Here is a 16,562-nt window from a genome sequence, read left to right as displayed (position 1 = left end):
ATTGTGTACGAAGGTGCAGTTCAGGAGCTGATCGACGAGCTCGGCCGCCTTCCCGGCGTCGGGCCCAAGTCCGCCCAGCGGCTCGCCTTCCACATCCTCGAAGCCGACCCGCAGGACATGAAGCGCCTGGTCGAGGCGATCACCACGGTCAAGGAGCGGGTCAAGTTCTGCACCGTCTGCGGAAATGTCACCGAGCAGGAACTGTGCAACATCTGCCGCGATCCGCGCCGCGACCCGTCCGTGATCTGCGTAGTGGAGGAGTCCAAGGACGTGCTCGCGGTGGAGCGCACGCGGTCCTTCCGCGGCCGGTACCACGTGCTGGGCGGCGCGATTAACCCGATTGCCGGGATCGGCCCCGAACAGCTCCGGATCCGGGAGCTGCTCACCCGGCTCAACGACGGCGCCATCCAGGAAATCATCATCGCGACGGACCCCAACCTCGAGGGCGAGGCCACCGCCACCTACCTCGCCCGGATGCTCAAGTCGATCGGCATCGCCGTCACCCGGCTCGCATCCGGCCTTCCCGTCGGCGGGGACCTCGAGTACGCGGACGAAGTCACGCTGGGACGCGCCTTCGAGGGCCGCCGCAACGCACTGACCTGACCGCCCGTGCCAGCCGCCGGCGCGCTACCGGCTCGAGCGCTACTAACAGCCGGCGCAGGCACGGTCCGGTGCAACCACGACCCCGCGCGGCGCGCTGGACATGCCCAACTGGCCCCGCCGCCAGTGGACATAGTGCCAATATGTCCGTCCTTCGTGCCCACGAGCGGGCATGTCCACCGCCGCGGGGGGACATGCCCATTCACTTGGATGAACGGAGGACATGCCCACTCCCCGGGACGGGCGCAGCGCATGTCCGCTGCGAGGGTGCGCCAGCAGCGGCCGCCGCCTGTCTGGCATTCGGTCACAATTCAACTCCGGACCGGCGGCGGCGATAAACTTGGCGGAGAAGCCGCCGTCGCGCCGTTTGGCTGCGCCGTCTAGTAGCTTCGCCCAGAACCCCGATGATCCAGTGAGGGTGCGCGCATGAGTTTGCCCACTACCGAAGTCCACCCCGGACCGCAGCCGCAGGAGCTGCCCGCCATCCCTGCCGCCACCAAGCACCTCGTCGTGAAGAAGTTCGGCGGTTCCTCCGTGGCCGACGCGGAAGGTATCAAGCGGGTTGCGCGGCGCGTTGTCGACGCCCACAACGCCGGCGACGAAGTCGTCGTCGTGGTTTCCGCCATGGGCGACACCACCGATGAACTCCTCGACCTGGCCGCCCAGGTGACCGACTCCGCCCCGGCCCGGGAAATGGACATGCTCCTCTCCGCCGGTGAGCGCATCTCCATGGCCCTGCTCGCCATGGCCATCAACAAGTACGGCGCCTCCGCCCAGTCCTTCACCGGCTCGCAGGCCGGCATGATCACCGACGGCATCCACGGCAAGGCCCGGATCATCGACGTCGACCCGCACCGGATCCGCACGGCCCTGGACAAGGGGCACATCGCGATTGTTGCCGGCTTCCAGGGCATGAGCCGGACCACGAATGAGATCACCACCCTGGGCCGGGGCGGCTCGGACACGACGGCGGTGGCGCTGGCCGCGGCCCTCGACGCCGACGTCTGCGAGATCTTCACCGACGTTGACGGGATCTACACCGCGGACCCGCGCGTGGTGCCCTCCGCCCGGAAGATCGACCGCATCTCCAGCGAGGAAATGCTGGAGCTCGCGGCTTCCGGCGCCAAGATCCTGCACCTGAGGTGCGTGGAATACGCGCGCCGTTTCGGCGTGCCGCTGCACGTCCGGTCCTCATTCAGCCAGAACGAAGGCACTTGGGTCCTGCCCAGCGCCGATGACAAGATCACGATTCAAGAGGGAGTTGCCTTGGAGCAGCCAATCATCTCCGGCGTTGCACACGACCGTTCCGAAGCCAAGGTCACCGTGGTCGGCGTGCCGGACATCCCCGGCAAGGCCGCGGCGATCTTCCAGGTGATCGCCGATGCGCACTCCAACATCGACATGATCGTCCAGAACGTCTCCACCCACGGCACCGGCCGGACGGACATCTCCTTCACGTTGCCGATCGTCGAGGGCGCCGACGCCCTGGCCGCCCTCCGCGCCGCCCAGGCCGAGATCGGCTTCGAAAACATTGAATACAACGAGCAGATCGGCAAGCTGTCCCTGATCGGCGCCGGAATGCGTTCGCACCCGGGCGTCTCGGCACGGTTCTTCGCGGCGCTCTCCGAGGCGGGGATCAACATCAACATGATCTCCACCTCGGAAATCCGCATCTCGGTGGTGACCCACGCCGACCTGCTCGACGACGCCGTGCGCGCCATCCACAAGGCCTTCGACCTGGACAGCGAGGACGAGGCCACGGTGTACGGCGGCACCGGCCGCTAGGACTTTCACGGGCGACGAAGCGCCCAGACGGACACCAAAAGGGAGCGGCAGTTGCCGCTCCCTTTTTATGTCCTGTTTCCGGGCGGGTCAGACCTGCTCTTTCGGGAGGTCCTCCCGCCGGACGGCGTAACGATGTCCCTGCGCGTCGGTCTCCACTTCGAAGCCGGCGAGGTCGGTTTCCGAGGCTGCCTCGTAGTCGTCGTGCCGGTGCACGACCGGTGCGGAGTAGTCCCCGCGCGAGGCGGGGCCAAACAGGAACCGCGCCCAGGACGACGGGTGCAGGTGCCGGCTCAGTGCAGCTTTCCTCAGTGCACGTGCCATATTTCCCACCCCCTCTCCTGCTGACAGGCCAAGCGGTACAGCGGCGGCGCGGGCGGCGCCAGTGCCCTTATTTTACGCCCGACGGCGGCAAAAGGCATGGGAGGCGGCGGGACAAGGTGTGCGGTACGGGCCGGGCCGCAACGACAGCCCCGCGGCGGCATCCCCCGACGGCCGGGCCTAGCGCAGGGACTTGTCCTCGGGGTTGCGGGGCACCACGTAGGTGCTGCCGTCGGGCCGGTGGAGCGTCTCCCACTGCTGGGTCTCGGCCTCCCGCTGCGCCAGCAGTTGGCGGTTCTGCTCGGTCATCTCATGGCCCAGCGAGGTGCGGCTGGCGGGTCCAAAGACCGCCCGCAGCTTGCCGGTTGCCCGCATGAACCGCTGGGCGGTGTTTTCCTTCGCCATCGCTACCCACTCCTCTTCGAACCAGATGTCCTCCCAGTGTACGCTAATCATTAGTGCACTAACTATCTAGAGGAGGCCCCCTTGAGCGATGCCCCCGGAATCCCGGGATCCGCCCCCACCGCGTTCATGGACGAAGACCTCCTGCTGGAGCACCAGCTCTGCTTTGCCCTTACCGTCGCCTCCCGCAGCGTGGTGGGCGCCTACAAGCCGGTCCTCGACAAACTGGGGCTCACCCACCCGCAGTACCTGGTGATGCTCTGCCTGTGGGAATCCAGCCCCCGCTCGGTCCGCGACATCAGCGACGCCCTCGCCCAGGAACCCGCGACCATTTCGCCGCTGCTGCGACGGCTTGAAGCCGCGGGCTACATCACCCGGCAGCGGGCCGAGGGCAACGAGCGCAGCCTCGCCGTGCGGCTGACCCCGCGTGGCGCAGCGCTGCGGCAGCAGGCGACGGCGGTCCCCGGTACCATGATGGCCCTGCTGGGCCTGGACCGGGAGCAGGTGGGCGAACTGCATGCCGCCATGATGCGTCTGATCGCCGCCACCCGGGCAGCCGGGGACGGGGCTGCTCCTTAGGGGTACTTCCGACCCGGCCCAGCACCCCGCCGCGGCGCTAGAATGAGGCTGAGACCGAGGAGAAGAGCCCATGCGCAAGAACCTGATTCCCACCGCGCTCATCCTGATGACGGCTGTCGGGCTGGCCGCCTGCGCGCCGGGCGGCGGACCCGCGCCGAGCCCTTCGTCCACCGGTCCGGCGTCCGCGTCGTCGCCGGGCAGCACCCCCTCCGCCGACGCTGAAACCACCGTCCCGGCACCCTCGCCGTCGGCCGAGTTCCCTTCCGCCGGCCCCGGGCAGGGCAACGCAGAGCTGGCCATTATGGTCACGACGGCGCAGGGAGCGAAGGCCGTCAACTACACGCTGGTCTGCCGGAACGGGGTGCCGGCGGCAGAAAGCAAGCACCCGAAAGCGGCAGCTGCCTGCGCGGCCCTGAAGCAGAACGCGGCACTCCTCAGCCCCGGCCCGCGGCCCACGGACCAGGCCTGCACCCAGCAGTACGGCGGCCCGCAACAGGCGACCGTCACCGGCTCGGTGGACGGCAAGGCCGTCGAATCGGCGTTCAGCCGGACGGATGGCTGCCGGATCGCTGCCTGGAATGCCGCCAAGGATGTTCTGGGATCCAGCGGTGGAGCCTAAGCTGCAACACCTTCCGCAGGACGACTGGCTGCCACGGGAAGCCGCCCACCAGCAACGTGTCCGGACCTATTCTGACCCCTACCTCGCCCGGCGGTCGGCCGGCCGGAAGCACCCGGTGGAGGACTTCCTCTTCACCTACTACACCCAGAAACCCGGCCAGCTGCTGCGCTGGCACCCGGGCGCCGGCGTCGTGCTGTCCGGGCCGGCGGCAGCGGAGCGCTCCGGCTGGAAGTACTACCGCGCCCCCGACGCCGGTGAACTGGCCGCCGCGGGGCTGGCCCCGGGAACGGCCGCGGTGACGGTCGACGTCGAACGGTTCCTGGGCGAGCGGCGCGATGCCCTGCAGTTTGCCGGCATCATCCTCGCCGGAACGGCCGCGCGGCCGGCCCAGTTCGGCTGCTTCGGGTTGCACGAGTGGGCGATGGTCTACCGGCAGGACAAGTTTGAGCTGCGGCACGAGTACCTGAAGCTGCGGCTCGGTTCCGAGCGGACGGACCGGGTGGTCGAGGACAACCGGATCCGGTGCTCGCACTTTGATGCGTTCCGCTTCTACACCCCGGATGCGGTCCCGCTGAACGCCCTGGCGCCGAGCCGGGAGAACCAGCGGACCATGGAACAACCGGGCTGCCTGCACGCGAACATGGACCTGTACAAGTGGGCCTACAAGCTGGCGCCTGTGCTGCCCAGCGAGCTGGTGATGGACTGCTTTGAGCTGTCCTGGCGGATCCGCGCCATGGATATGCGCGCCTCCCCGTATGAGCTCAGTGAATGGGGCTACCCTGCGATCCGGATCGAGACTCCGGACGGCAAGGCCGAGTACGTGGAGCACCAGCGGGAATTCGCTGCCGCCTCGCAGGAGCTGCGCAGGCGGCTGCTGACCGAGCTCACGCCGCTGCTGGACGCCGCCGGCACGGCCGTGTCCCCGCAATCTACAGTCCCGGAAGGACGCCCATGACTGACCCCACCGGACCGGACGGCCGGCCCGACGTCGATCTCACCATCCGGCTGACGGAGGCGCCCGGCGCTCCAGAGTTCAGCTTCCGCCTCCTCGCCGACGGCGGCGCAGTCGGCGAGGGATCCACGCTGCCGGATCCCGCCGCCGCACTCGAGGCCCTCCGGCAGCACGGGGAGGAAATCTTCTTCCCCGTGCCGGGGCCGCCCCGGATGTGCACCCAGCAGTACGGCGGCCCGCAGGTGGCCGTGGTCACCGGGCGCTACCGGGGCCGGGAGGTGCACGGCGAATTCAGCCGCACGGACGGCTGTGAAATCGCCCGCTGGCGCGCCATGGCGCCGCTGCTGGGCGGCGCCGCCGGATCCACCGGAGCCAGCTGAGGCGTGGAGATTAAACAGCGATGACCGGCGGTAACACCGCCGGCCATCGCCGTTGTTAGCTGCCTAACCGCCTAGACGGCGTTGTTGCGGGCCTGGCCTGCGGCCTGGTTCGCAACCGTGGCCGGAGCCCCCGCGGCGGGAGCCACGGTGGCGGTGCCGGCAGGCGACACCACAACACTGACAAACGTCGGCTCACTGGCTCCGGCGAAGGTCACCCGGCCAATGTAGGAACCGGTCGCGAGGCCCTTCCAGTTCAGCGTGACCTTGCCGGCCTTGCCGTTGGCCAGCTTGAGCGGGTTCGGGGAAAGCGTCGCGTTGCCCACGTTCGCGCCGAGCACCGCGGCGTCCACCGATGCCTTGCGGGCCTTGCCGTCCGGGCTGGAGTACAGGTTCGCGTAGATCGTGTACTTGCCCGCGGCCGGGTTGCTGATCGACAGCGTCTCGCTCGACGAGGACGTTGCGACCTGCTCGACACCGCGGGGAGTGACAACCCACATGTCGAAGTCCGAGTCCGGGTCAGAGGAGACGACCGAGAACTTGGCCAGCGGAACACCGGCCGGAACCTGGACGCTCTTGACGAAGGTCGAGGCGTCGGCGCGGCCGGCGAACGGACCCGGGACCAGCTCAACGGCGGAGGAATCCGCCTTCGAGAGGCCGTCCAGGGTCATGCCGACCGGGTTGTTGGTGCCGGAGACGACATTGATGTCGCCTGAACCGGTGCCGGCCGTGGTGTTGAAGAAGACATCCTTCGGGGCCACCACGGACTGCGGGCGGACCGAGATGGGCGAGGTGACGGTCTTGCCCGCACCCTGCCAGCTCAGCGATCCCATGGCGAACTTGCCCAAGGGGGTGCCCTGGTTTTCAAAGGTGACCTTGAAGGTGCGCTTCTCACCGGCTGCTTTGAAGTTCAATGCCGCCGGAGCGACGCTGACCTTGATGCCGGGGACGTTGGCCTTGACCTTGTAGACACCGGGGGTCAGGGCGGTCAGCGTCCGGGTGACCGTGATCTTGCCGGTCAGGTTACCCAGGGCGAAGGACGGGACGTTCATGTCCCGCGGCTTGGTGCTGGTCGGCAGCTTCAGGTTGACGCCGGTGCCCTGGATGAACTTCAGGTAGTCCTCGTAGCCGGCGTCGTAGACCAGGCCCGGATCGACCATGCGGGCCGGATCGACCTCGCCCGCGCCGGTGGCGTGGACGTCGGTGTCCTTGGATCCGTCAGCGAGCTTGACCTCGGAGGCGGTGGTCATCATGGCGGACTTAACCGTGGCCGGGGACCAGGTCGGGTTCTTGCCCAGCAGCAGGGCGCCGAAGCCGGCGACGTGCGGGGAGGCCATGGACGTGCCGGACATAAATCCGAACTTGGCACCGCCCGAGCCGATGGGCGAGACGCCGGCCAGGATGGCGACGCCGGGAGCGGCAACGTCGGGCTTCAGCAGGTCCGAATCGGTGGCCAGCAGCGGGCCGCGCGAGGAGAACCCGGCGATCTGCGGCTGGGCCTCCAGCGGCAGGCCGGTGGTGTCCTTGTTGACCAGGGAAACCTTGATGTCCGGTGTGGCCGTCACCTTGGCCTTGATGGCTTCGGTGGCCGGCGGGTTCACGTGGACGGTGGGGACCGAGTGCTGGTCGGCATCCAGGGAGGAGTTGCTGAGGTTCACCAGGATCATGCCGACGCCGCCGCCGCGCTTGACCTCGGCGCTCTTGGCCACGCGGTCGAAGACGCCGCGGTCGCAGACCACAACCTTGCCGGCAACCTTCGCCGGGTCCAGGGTGTCCGGTCCGCACAGGGCCGCGTTGGCGTTCCCGGCGGTGGCGGCAGCGTTGGCGGCCAGGACGACGCCGGCGTCCTTGACTTCGCCGTTCATGATGCTGGCGCCGCGGAACTTGGTGCCGTCGGCGAATTCGACCGTGCCCTGAAGCTCCTGGGAGAAGGTGCTGGCGGCGACGGTGGTGACCCAGGGGCCGCCGTGGTTGACGGTGCTCGCGGTCGGGCCGGAGTTGCCGGCGGAGGCGGCCACGAAGATGCCCGTGGCGGCAGCGTTCAGGAACGCCACCGACACCGGGTCAATGACGGAGGTCGCGGAGCCGGAAATCGAGTAGTTCAGGACGTCAACGCCGTCCTCAATGGCCTGCTCGACGGCGGCCACCGACGAGGAGCTGTAGCAGCCGCCGGTGTTGGGATCGGTGTCCTCCCAGCACACTTTGTAGACGGAAAGCTTCGCGGCGGGCGCGATGCCGCTGGTCAGGCCGAAGCTGCGGCCGTCAACGAAGGTCTCGACGTTCTTGTTGCCGGCAGCCGTGCTGGCCGTGTGGGTTCCGTGGCTGGCCACGTCCACCGGGGACAGCTGCTCCTCCGGGGCGCGGTCGCCGGCCGGAACGTATTCCAGGAAGTCGTCGGCGAAGTAGTGCGCGCTCAGGACCTTGGAGTTGCAGGCGGAACCGTCGAAGGACGCACCCGTTCCGGTCCCCTTCTGGCATTCCCCGACGAAGGTTTCGCCGTCGGCCTTGAGCATGGCGATCTTGCCGTCAGCGGTGCGGTAGGGCACCCCGACGACGGGCGAGCCCACCAGGGGCTTGACCTCTTCGCCGGCAAAGAAGGCACTGTCCGGGGTGTAGCCGGTGTCAATCACACCGACGACGACACCCTTGCCGGCCGCGTCCTGGCCGCCGAACTTGGTGTTCCACGTCCCGTTCTCGCCGCTGAGCTTGAGGAAATCGGTGCTGGAGTAGTCCGGGGCGTTCTCCGTGTCGCGGGCCACGGTCAGGACATTCGGGTCCTTGGCGAGCTTGACAGCCTGGTCCGTGGTGAGGGTGGCGCTGAAGCCGTTGACCGCGGCGGAGAACTGGCGCTGGATCTTGACGTTCTGCTTGCTTGCAACGTCCGACTGCTTCTTCTCAAGGTGGGCCCGGTACTTCTTGACCTCGGCCTTGTTGGCGTCAAGCTTCTTGCCCTTCGCCGGTTTCGTGGCCGGCAGGCCTGCCGTGCTGCCCTCGTACGTGGCTGCGGGCTTCTCGGTCAGCAGGACGATGTAGCGCCCGTCCGGGTAGCTAGCGGGGTCCAGATTCTTCTGCGCGACCTCGGCCACGGTCGCTCCCTGGCCGGGAGCCGCCATGGCGGGCGCAATGGCAACGGTTGAAAGGAGAACCGGCAAGCCCAGGGTCAGTGCCACGGCCCTCCGGAGTCCCCCGCTTCGAAGGAAGCTCTTTCCTGGTGATTTCACGAGTGGTTTGAACCTTTCAGAAGGAACGGTCCCGGCGCCATTGCCGGGGACGGTGGACTGGTAAGGGATCGGGATTAGGAGTTGACTCTCGCCCCCCAGCGGATACCAGCCGATTCATACAGTACAGACTGAGAGCCGGATATGACATAGGCCACAGTGGACTAATCAAAATTGGTCACACTCCTCGACAAGAGGGGCGTGCCGGGGGCACGGCAAAGCCGGGACGGCAGGGGCCATCCCGGCTGGGGGTGGAGTTTCGGGGCGGGCCCGCCAGGCACGGTACGCCGGCGGCGGGCTACTGCCGGGGCGTGCGGACGACCTCGCTGATCCAGGCCCTCGTCTTGTCATCGAGGGGGCCGGCGATCTTGCTTTCCTTAGCGGCGCGGTCCGCGCTGATCTTCTGCCACACCATCCGGCCAAGCCCGGCAAAGACGGCGGCGGCGACCACGGGAAGCAGGACGGATTTCGGTTTCTCAGCCATCTGCCCATCCTACTGACGGCACCCGCCCTGGACCAGAGCTGGGCCGGCCCGGACGGGGCCGGACCGGACGGGGCCGGACCGGACCGCCGAACCGTCCGGCCGGCTGCAGTCCGCGGCCGTGCAGCGCACCGCCCGGTCACGAATGCGGAGTGGTGCGCGGCGCCCGGTAGAATGGGGATGCAAGCTCGCGGAGCGCCCGTTCCATGTTGTTCTTAAACACGGTTGTCACCACATACCGGATCGGCGTGAGACGGCACAACTCCGCTGCGCCCTTACCCAATGCTCACGCACAGGAGTTGCCGGATGCCCCGGATCGTTGTCGACGTCATGCCCAAGCCCGAGATTCTCGACCCGCAGGGGAAGGCCATCGTAGGTGCGCTGCCCCGCCTGGGCTTCACCGCTTTCAGCGCTGTCCGCCAGGGCAAGCGGTTCGAACTGACCGTCGACGGCGAGGTGACCGAGGAGATCCTGGCCCAGGCCCGGAACGCCGCCGAAACCCTGCTCTCCAACCCGGTCATCGAAGACGTCGTCAACGTCGAGGTCGTCGAGGCCTGAGATGACTGAACTCCCCCTGATCGGTGAGGCCGTCGCCGTCGCCGCGCACCCCCGGCTCGCTGGTGCGAAGATCGGCGTCGTCACCTTCCCCGGCACCCTTGATGACCGCGACGCCGCGCGCGCGGTGCGCCTGGCCGGCGCCACCCCGGTGGCGCTCTGGCACGCTGACACCAGCCTGGGCGACGTCGACGCCGTCATCATTCCCGGCGGCTTCTCCTACGGCGACTACCTCCGCGCCGGCGCCATCTCCCGTTTCGCGCCGCTGATGGCGAAGGTCATCGACGCCGCCAACTCGGACGCCAAGCTGCCCGTCCTCGGCATCTGCAACGGCTTCCAGATCCTCACCGAGTCGCACCTTTTGCCCGGTTCGATGATCAAGAACGACCATCTGAAGTTTCTCTGCCGCGACCAGGTCCTGCGGGTCGAAAACAACACCACCGACTGGACCCGCGACTACGCCCCGGGGCAGGAAATCACTGTGCCGCTAAAGAACCAGGACGGCCAGTACATCGCAGACGAGAAGACCCTGGACGCCCTCGAGGCGGAAGGCCGCGTGGTGTTCCGCTACGTCGGCTGGAACCCGAACGGCTCCCGCCGCGACATCGCCGGCATCTCCAACGCGGCCGGGAACGTCGTAGGCCTCATGCCGCACCCCGAGCACGCCGTCGAGACCGGCTTCGGCCCGGAGCTCGGTTCCGGCACCGAGGGCCTCGGCTTCTTCACCTCTGTCCTGAACAAGATCGTGGGAGACAACAAATGACGGAGACACCCGCAGTGGCGGCGCCCGCGGAGACCGCCAAGAAGTTCAACATCGACACCGTGGAGAACGCGGCCAGGACCCCCGACGTGGAGCTCCCCTGGGCCGAGCTGGGCCTGAAGCAGAACGAGTTCGACGAGGTCGTGAAGGTCCTGGGCCGCCGCCCGACCGGCGCCGAACTCGCCATGTACTCCGTGATGTGGAGCGAGCACTGCTCCTACAAGTCCTCCAAGAACCACCTGCGCCAGTTCGGCGAAAAGGTGACCGAGGAGATGAAGAAGGACATGCTGGTCGGCATCGGCGAGAACGCCGGTGTCACCAACCTGGGCGACGGCTGGGCCGTGACGTTCAAGATCGAGTCGCACAACTCGCCGTCGTTCGTGGAGCCTTACCAGGGCGCGGCGACCGGCATCGGCGGGATCGTCCGCGACATCATCTCGATGGGCGCCCGCCCGGTGGCAGTGATGGATCCGCTGCGGTTCGGCGCCATCGACCACCCGGACACCGCCCGCGTCATGCACGGCGCCGTGGCCGGCATCGGCGGCTACGGCAACTCGCTGGGCTTGCCGAACATCGGCGGCGAAATGGTCTTCGACTCCGTCTACCAGGGCAACCCGCTGGTCAACGCGCTCGCCGTCGGCGTCATGCGCCACGAGGACATCCGCCTCGCCAACGCCTCCGGCAAGGGCAACAAAGTGGTGCTGTTCGGTGCCCGCACCGGCGGCGACGGGATCGGCGGCGCCTCCGTGCTGGCCTCCGAATCCTTCGACGACACCAAGCCGTCCAAGCGCCCCGCCGTGCAGGTGGGCGACCCCTTCGCCGAGAAGGTCCTGATCGAGTGCTGCCTGGAACTGTTCAAGGGCTCCCTGGTTGAGGGCATCCAGGACCTCGGCGCCGCCGGCATTTCCTGCGCCACCTCCGAGCTCGCTTCCAACGGCGACGGCGGCATGGAAGTCGAGCTGACCTCCGTCCTGCTCCGCGACCCCACCCTGACCCCGGGCGAGATCCTGATGTCCGAGTCGCAGGAACGCATGATGGCCGTGGTCACCCCGGAGAACATCACCGCGTTCGAAGCGGTCATGGACAAGTGGGCCGTGGAGTACTCCTGGCTGGGCGAGGTCACCGACACCGGCCGCCTGATCATCACCTGGGACGGCGAAGTGATCGTCGACGTCGACCCGCGCACCGTGGCCCACGACGGTCCGGTCTACGACCGCCCCTACGCCCGCCCGGAATGGCAGGACGCCGTCCAGGCCGACTCCTTCACCGGCTCCGTGCAGGACACCGGCCGTCCCGCCGCCCCGGCGGAACTCGCCGCCGCCATCACCGAGCTCGTCGCCTCGCCCAACATGTGCTCCAAGTCCTGGATCACCGACCAGTACGACCGCTACGTCGGCGGCAACACCGCCATGGCGTTCCCCGACGACGCCGGCGTGGTCCGGGTGGACGAGGAGACCGGCCTGGGCGTGGCCCTGGCCACCGACGCCAACGGCCGCTACACCTACCTCGATCCGTACCACGGCGCGCAGCTGGCCCTGGCCGAGGCGTACCGCAACGTGGCCACCTCCGGCGCGGTGCCGATGGCCGTCAGCGACTGCCTGAACTTCGGTTCCCCCGAGGATCCCGACGTCATGTGGCAGCTCGCCGAAGCCATCCGCGGCCTGTCCGACGCCTGCATGGAACTCGGCATCCCGGTCACCGGCGGCAACGTCTCGCTCTACAACCAGACCGGCAGCGTTCCGATCCATCCCTCCCCGGTGGTCGCCGTGTTGGGCAAGCTGGACGACGTCGGCCGCCGCACGCCCTCGGGCTGGCGCGAGGACGGCCAGGCCATCTACCTGCTGGGCACCACCTCGGCAGAGCTGGACGGTTCGGAATGGTCCAACCTGCGCGGTCACCTGGGCGGACTGCCGCCCCAGGTCGACCTGACCGCCGAACGCGAGCTGGGCGAGATCCTGATCAACGCCTCCCGCGACGGCATGGTGGACTCCGCGCACGACCTCTCCGAAGGCGGCCTCGCGGCGGCCCTCGCGGAATCCGCGCTGCGCTACGGCGTCGGCGCCCGCATTTCGCTGCAGGATGTGATGGACCGCGACGGCGTGGACCTGTTCACCGCGCTGTTCTCCGAGTCGCAGGGCCGCGCCATCGTGGCGGTGCCGCGCTCGGAGGAGATCCGCTTCAAGGACATGTGCACCGCCCGCGGCTTCGCGCACGTCCGGATCGGCGTCGTGGATGCCGAGAGCGGAAAGCTGGAAATCAACGGCGTGGACACCCTGGACCTGGCCGCGCTCCGCGAAGCCCACGAAGGGACCCTGCCGAAGCACTTCGGCTAACCCTCCATCGACTGCTCCGTAACTGCCCTTTTGAGCCCTCAAAGCGGCGGTTACGGAGCAGTCGTTTTGGTTTTCCCGCCGGGACGCCAGCCGGCCTGGATGAGCGCGGTGCGGACCTTGGCCACCGCGGCCTTGGCGTCATCGTTCATGTGGCGCTTGGAGATCCTGACTTCCGTCCAGCCGAGCGCCGCGTAGCGCTCAGACCGGGCGATGTCCCGGACGATCTGCCCCTCGCCACCGTGGTGCTCACCCTCGTACTCGACGCCGACGCGGTACTTCCGGTAGGACAGGTCGGGTTCGTGGTGGCGCATGCCGGCGTCGTCGATGATAGGCACGTTCAGCTCGGGTTCCGGCAGGCCGGCCCGGACGAGGGCAAGCCTCAGCAAGGACTCCTGCGGCGAATCCGAGCCGACGCGGATCAGGCTGAGGGCCTCCCGCGCCTTGCGGATCCCGCGTTTCCCCCTGTGGCGGTCGATCATCCGCTGCAGATCCTCGACGTTGCACAGCGGCAGGTCCCTGCCCTCGAATTCGGGCCGCGGCACCCGGACGCAGCTGTCGCCGGCCACTACGAGTTCGTCGACGGTCAGCAGTTCGGCCAGGTCCAGCCACGTGCGCTCCGGGGTGGTGAGCGGAATTCCATCCAGCACCGTGATCTCGTCGTCGTAAAGCTTCATCCGGTGGGCAATGACATGCGGCCGGTTAAGATGGGCCGCCCCTTCGGGCCTGATCACGTGGTACATCTCGGGTCCCTCCTTTGCTTGACGCGCCGGAAGCGAACCAAGCTCCGCCGCTGTGAGGTGCGACGCGGCGCATCGCTCATTGACCTCAATGAAAGGCCGCACTCTCACGCTCAGCGGAAGGCCCGGCGTCGGGCCTGCGGAACGGATGCCCCTGCCCAGCGTGGCGAGCGAGCGGTGGCGGAGCCGCTTGCGCGACACTCCGGCATCCGAGGCCTCAGCAGTGGTGAAGGGACGGCCCCGAAACTCATCCGGCAATGGACGTGCGGTTTTCATGGCTTCATGAGACCAGAACCGGGCCGACGCCGCAGAAGTTATCCACACCACCCGATCGCTTGCTCCGCAAGTGCCGTTTTGACGCCTGAAAACGGCACTTGCGGAGCAGTCGATGGCTCAGTCGTCGCTACGCAGTTCGCGCTGGCGGGCGCTGAGCAACTCGAGTTCCGGCCGGGCGGCCACGAAGCGTTCGACGGCGGCAAGCACCTCGATCAGATGCGTCCGGTCCGCCGCGACCAGCCCGACGCCGATCACGGTTCGCCGGTACTGATCGTGCAGTCCGGCCTCGGTCACGGACACCTCGAAGCGGCGCTTGAGCTCGGCCAGCACGGGCCGCACGACGGACCGTTTCTCCTTGAGACTGTGGACGTCGCCCAGGAGGACATCGAATTCAATCCAGCCGATCCACATGCCCTAAGACTATCGATTGCTCCGTAACTGCCGTTTTGAGGCCTCAAAAGGGCCGTTACGGAGCAATCGACGGGGTTAGATGGTGAGTTCGCCCATCCGGTCCCAACCTTCGCCGTCGAGCTGGCGGCTGATGATCCGCGGCGTCTCGGCCAGCGCCTGCGGCATGTCGGCCATGGCCTGCTTGAAGTGGGCGCTGTTGACGTGGTCCCCGGCGGCGTCGTCCTTGAAGGCCTCGACCAGGACGAATTCGTTGGGGTCCTCCACACTGCGGGACCAGTCGAACCACAGGTTGCCGGGCTCCTGCCGGGTGGCCCGGGTGAAGTCCTCCACGAGGCCGAGCCAGCGCTCGGACCACTCGGGCTTGACCTTGAATTTAACGACGATGAAGATCACGGCTGGGCCTTTCGGTGGGGGTACATCGGTCTTCCATTCTTACAACCGGACGACGCGGGGTCACATCCGGTCCATTCCGGGGGCATTTATGGGCCGTAAGTGAGCCCGCGTTGCTATTAAAAGGGCGGAGCTCAGCAGGCCTTGATGGCCTCTCGGGCCAGTTCCTGCTGCTGCGGCGTGCCCACCCGCTCCGACCACTGCTCGGCGAGCTGGAACTCGACCATGGCCTCGGCGCACCGTCCCGCCTCATGCAGGGACCAGCCCAGGTTGTTGTGCAGCGCCACCATCCACCGTTTGGTCCGGGCGTCATGCGCCGTGGACGCGTATTCCAGCGCGCTGCGGGTCCACGTCTCGGCGTGCGCGGTGTCGGCGATCGCCAGCATGTGCAGGGCGTCCACTGCCAGGAAGTCCTCGCCCAGATGGTCGGCCAGTTCGGCGGCCTGTTCGAACAGCGGGACCGCCATTTCGGCGTGGCCGCTGGAGTTCAGCACCCGGCCGCGTTCAAGCAGCACCCGGACGGCCACGGTGGGTTCGTCAGCGTCGACGGCGTCCAGCAGGGCGTCGGCTTCCTCGTAACGTCCCTGCAGTCCGATGGCCCGTCCCAGCTGGGTGGCGAACTCGGCCCGCTCGTCGTCGTCGTACGCCGGATCCTCGACCGCCGCGCGGAAGCGGGCCTCCGAAAGGCCGGGATCGTCAAAGTTCCAGAATCGGTCAAGGGTCTGTTGATTCAGCATGTACTGCTCCTCTCAGGTCTCACCTGCGGCCAGTTCCTGTGCACTCCTAAGGTATCGGGAAGTGATGAGTCTTTGGGCCGCCCCGGCCACGGCCCCGCCAGCGGCATAGAACCAGTTGGCGTGCCTGCTGAACGCGGTAATGGTGAAAGTCACGGCGCCGGCGGCATCGATGGAAACTTCAAACGCCTCCTCGCCCCTTTCCGGATGACCCGGGAGTGTGCCGTAGCCGAATCCGGCCGACTGCGCCGTGTGGCCGGGGTCCGGGCGGCGGACCCACACGACCTCGCACGGCGCGTTGATTCTGAACGGTCCGATGCCGAATCCGCTGACAATCCGGGCGCCGGCCTCCACCGACGCGGTTTCAGTCCGGACCCTTAGCCCGGACTGGCGCTGGATCTGCCAGGCGAGGATCCCGTCGGCAACACGGCGGTAGGTGTCGTACCCCTGGCCCAGGTGGGCGCGGGTCTGGAACCGGTGGAAGCCTTCCGGCGCCGTGCCGTATTGGGTGGCACCGATCCCGGGATAGTTCAGTTCGCCGCCGGCAATCCGCGGCCCGGTCACGGCCGGCCCTCCCCGCCGGCGAGCCGGGCCCAGCCGAGCTGCTCCTGCTGGCGGCGGCTCAGGGTGGCGACCACGAGGTCGTAGGAGTCCTCGACCATGTCCCGGACCATCGCATCCGGCAGGGCGCCGTCCAGCCGGACGCCGTTCCAGTGCCGTTTATTCAGGTGCCATGCCCCGGTGATTTCCGGATGCGCGGCGCGCAGCTGTTCGGCGAGCGCAGGTTCGCATTTCAGGCTCACGGCCAGGTCATCCGGATCCAGTGCGGACAGGGCGAACATCTTCGGCGCGTGCCGGGCCCCGCCGGGCACCGCGGCGCGGACCTTGAAGACCGCCGTTTCCGGGCCGAACGGGTAGTCCTCGAAGGCCCCGGGGAAACCCAGGCAAAGCCCGCGGAGTGCTGCTGCGTCCATGCCCCCAGCCTAGCCGGGGCGGCCGCCCGGGGCTGTGGCGCCGAAGTCCGCCCGGGGCTGG

Annotated in this window: 19 protein-coding genes; 9 read left to right on the top strand and 10 right to left on the bottom strand. The window is 68.0% G+C overall.

The window, feature by feature from the left end; all coding sequences use genetic code 11:
• Positions 1 to 3: 3 nt before the first annotated feature.
• Positions 4 to 603, top strand: coding sequence for a recombination mediator RecR (gene recR, locus AC1MBE_RS11730; RefSeq protein WP_441399389.1), 600 nt, complete (start codon positions 4 to 6; stop codon positions 601 to 603).
• Positions 604 to 1,026: 423 nt separating this feature from the next.
• Positions 1,027 to 2,385, top strand: coding sequence for an aspartate kinase (locus tag AC1MBE_RS11725; protein ID WP_479778426.1), 1,359 nt, complete (start codon positions 1,027 to 1,029; stop codon positions 2,383 to 2,385).
• Between the two features lie 87 nt (positions 2,386 to 2,472).
• On the opposite strand, the gene AC1MBE_RS11720 is transcribed toward AC1MBE_RS11725, so the two are convergent.
• Both AC1MBE_RS11720 and AC1MBE_RS11715 read right to left on the bottom strand, forming a co-directional pair.
• Positions 2,473 to 2,706: a hypothetical protein gene (locus AC1MBE_RS11720; RefSeq protein ID WP_479778424.1), complete on the bottom strand. Its 234-nt coding sequence runs from the start codon at positions 2,704 to 2,706 to the stop codon at positions 2,473 to 2,475.
• A 177-nt stretch (positions 2,707 to 2,883) separates the two neighbouring features.
• Positions 2,884 to 3,108, bottom strand: a complete 225-nt coding sequence (locus AC1MBE_RS11715) for a hypothetical protein (protein ID WP_346958622.1) — start codon at positions 3,106 to 3,108, stop codon at positions 2,884 to 2,886.
• A gap of 126 nt (positions 3,109 to 3,234) precedes the next feature.
• Between AC1MBE_RS11715 and AC1MBE_RS11710 the strand changes: the two genes are divergently transcribed.
• The 4 genes from AC1MBE_RS11710 (at position 3,235) to AC1MBE_RS11695 (ending at position 5,635) form a co-directional block, all read left to right on the top strand.
• Positions 3,235 to 3,684, top strand: a complete 450-nt coding sequence (locus tag AC1MBE_RS11710; protein ID WP_479782585.1) for a MarR family winged helix-turn-helix transcriptional regulator — start codon at positions 3,235 to 3,237, stop codon at positions 3,682 to 3,684.
• A gap of 70 nt (positions 3,685 to 3,754) precedes the next feature.
• On the top strand, positions 3,755 to 4,303 hold the full coding sequence (locus AC1MBE_RS11705; protein ID WP_479778422.1) for an SSI family serine proteinase inhibitor: 549 nt from the start codon (positions 3,755 to 3,757) through the stop codon (positions 4,301 to 4,303).
• Positions 4,275 to 5,258 carry a 3-methyladenine DNA glycosylase gene (locus AC1MBE_RS11700; RefSeq protein ID WP_479778421.1) on the top strand — a complete coding sequence of 328 codons (984 nt, stop codon included), beginning with the start codon at positions 4,275 to 4,277 and terminating at the stop codon, positions 5,256 to 5,258. Before AC1MBE_RS11705 ends, AC1MBE_RS11700 begins: the two co-directional genes overlap by 29 nt.
• Positions 5,255 to 5,635 (top strand): serine protease inhibitor, encoded by a 381-nt coding sequence (locus tag AC1MBE_RS11695; protein ID WP_479778419.1) that lies wholly within the window; start codon positions 5,255 to 5,257, stop codon positions 5,633 to 5,635. The genes AC1MBE_RS11700 and AC1MBE_RS11695 overlap by 4 nt, the downstream gene beginning before the upstream one ends.
• Before the next feature lie 71 nt (positions 5,636 to 5,706).
• Here AC1MBE_RS11695 and AC1MBE_RS11690 read toward each other — a convergent pair whose 3' ends face one another.
• Both AC1MBE_RS11690 and AC1MBE_RS11685 read right to left on the bottom strand, forming a co-directional pair.
• On the bottom strand, positions 5,707 to 8,853 hold the full coding sequence (locus tag AC1MBE_RS11690; protein WP_479778417.1) for a S8 family peptidase: 3,147 nt from the start codon (positions 8,851 to 8,853) through the stop codon (positions 5,707 to 5,709).
• Between the two features lie 295 nt (positions 8,854 to 9,148).
• Positions 9,149 to 9,334, bottom strand: coding sequence for a hypothetical protein (locus AC1MBE_RS11685; RefSeq protein WP_479778415.1), 186 nt, complete (start codon positions 9,332 to 9,334; stop codon positions 9,149 to 9,151).
• Positions 9,335 to 9,637: 303 nt separating this feature from the next.
• Between AC1MBE_RS11685 and purS the strand changes: the two genes are divergently transcribed.
• Genes purS through purL form a run of 3 tightly spaced genes read left to right on the top strand, consistent with a single transcriptional unit; the run spans position 9,638 to position 12,979 of the window.
• Positions 9,638 to 9,889, top strand: coding sequence for a phosphoribosylformylglycinamidine synthase subunit PurS (purS, locus tag AC1MBE_RS11680; protein WP_056427643.1), 252 nt, complete (start codon positions 9,638 to 9,640; stop codon positions 9,887 to 9,889).
• Between the two features lies 1 nt (position 9,890).
• Positions 9,891 to 10,649, top strand: coding sequence for a phosphoribosylformylglycinamidine synthase subunit PurQ (gene purQ, locus AC1MBE_RS11675; protein ID WP_479778413.1), 759 nt, complete (start codon positions 9,891 to 9,893; stop codon positions 10,647 to 10,649).
• Positions 10,646 to 12,979 carry a phosphoribosylformylglycinamidine synthase subunit PurL gene (purL, locus tag AC1MBE_RS11670; RefSeq protein WP_479778411.1) on the top strand — a complete coding sequence of 778 codons (2,334 nt, stop codon included), beginning with the start codon at positions 10,646 to 10,648 and terminating at the stop codon, positions 12,977 to 12,979. Before purQ ends, purL begins: the two co-directional genes overlap by 4 nt.
• Before the next feature lie 50 nt (positions 12,980 to 13,029).
• Here purL and AC1MBE_RS11665 read toward each other — a convergent pair whose 3' ends face one another.
• The 6 genes from AC1MBE_RS11665 to AC1MBE_RS11640 all read right to left on the bottom strand — a co-directional run bounded on the left by AC1MBE_RS11665 (position 13,030) and on the right by AC1MBE_RS11640 (position 16,501).
• Entirely contained in the window at positions 13,030 to 13,719 is a 690-nt protein-coding gene (locus tag AC1MBE_RS11665; RefSeq protein ID WP_479778410.1) for an endonuclease domain-containing protein, read from the bottom strand.
• A gap of 390 nt (positions 13,720 to 14,109) precedes the next feature.
• Positions 14,110 to 14,403, bottom strand: a complete 294-nt coding sequence (locus AC1MBE_RS11660) for a DUF503 domain-containing protein (protein ID WP_479778408.1) — start codon at positions 14,401 to 14,403, stop codon at positions 14,110 to 14,112.
• Positions 14,404 to 14,478: 75 nt separating this feature from the next.
• Complete coding sequence (locus AC1MBE_RS11655; RefSeq protein WP_479778406.1) at positions 14,479 to 14,796, bottom strand: putative quinol monooxygenase; 318 nt, start codon at positions 14,794 to 14,796, stop codon at positions 14,479 to 14,481.
• Positions 14,797 to 14,927: 131 nt separating this feature from the next.
• On the bottom strand, positions 14,928 to 15,530 hold the full coding sequence (locus tag AC1MBE_RS11650) for a hypothetical protein (protein ID WP_479778404.1): 603 nt from the start codon (positions 15,528 to 15,530) through the stop codon (positions 14,928 to 14,930).
• A gap of 12 nt (positions 15,531 to 15,542) precedes the next feature.
• On the bottom strand, positions 15,543 to 16,091 hold the full coding sequence (locus AC1MBE_RS11645) for a DUF1990 family protein (protein WP_479778402.1): 549 nt from the start codon (positions 16,089 to 16,091) through the stop codon (positions 15,543 to 15,545).
• Complete coding sequence (locus AC1MBE_RS11640) at positions 16,088 to 16,501, bottom strand: MmcQ/YjbR family DNA-binding protein (RefSeq protein ID WP_479778400.1); 414 nt, start codon at positions 16,499 to 16,501, stop codon at positions 16,088 to 16,090. Before AC1MBE_RS11640 ends, AC1MBE_RS11645 begins: the two co-directional genes overlap by 4 nt.
• Between the last annotated feature and the right edge of the window lie 61 nt (positions 16,502 to 16,562).

Source organism: Arthrobacter sp. BG5, assembly GCF_056680155.1.
Note: the sequence above shows the minus strand (reverse complement) of the source record. Positions and strands in the feature narration are given on the sequence as shown.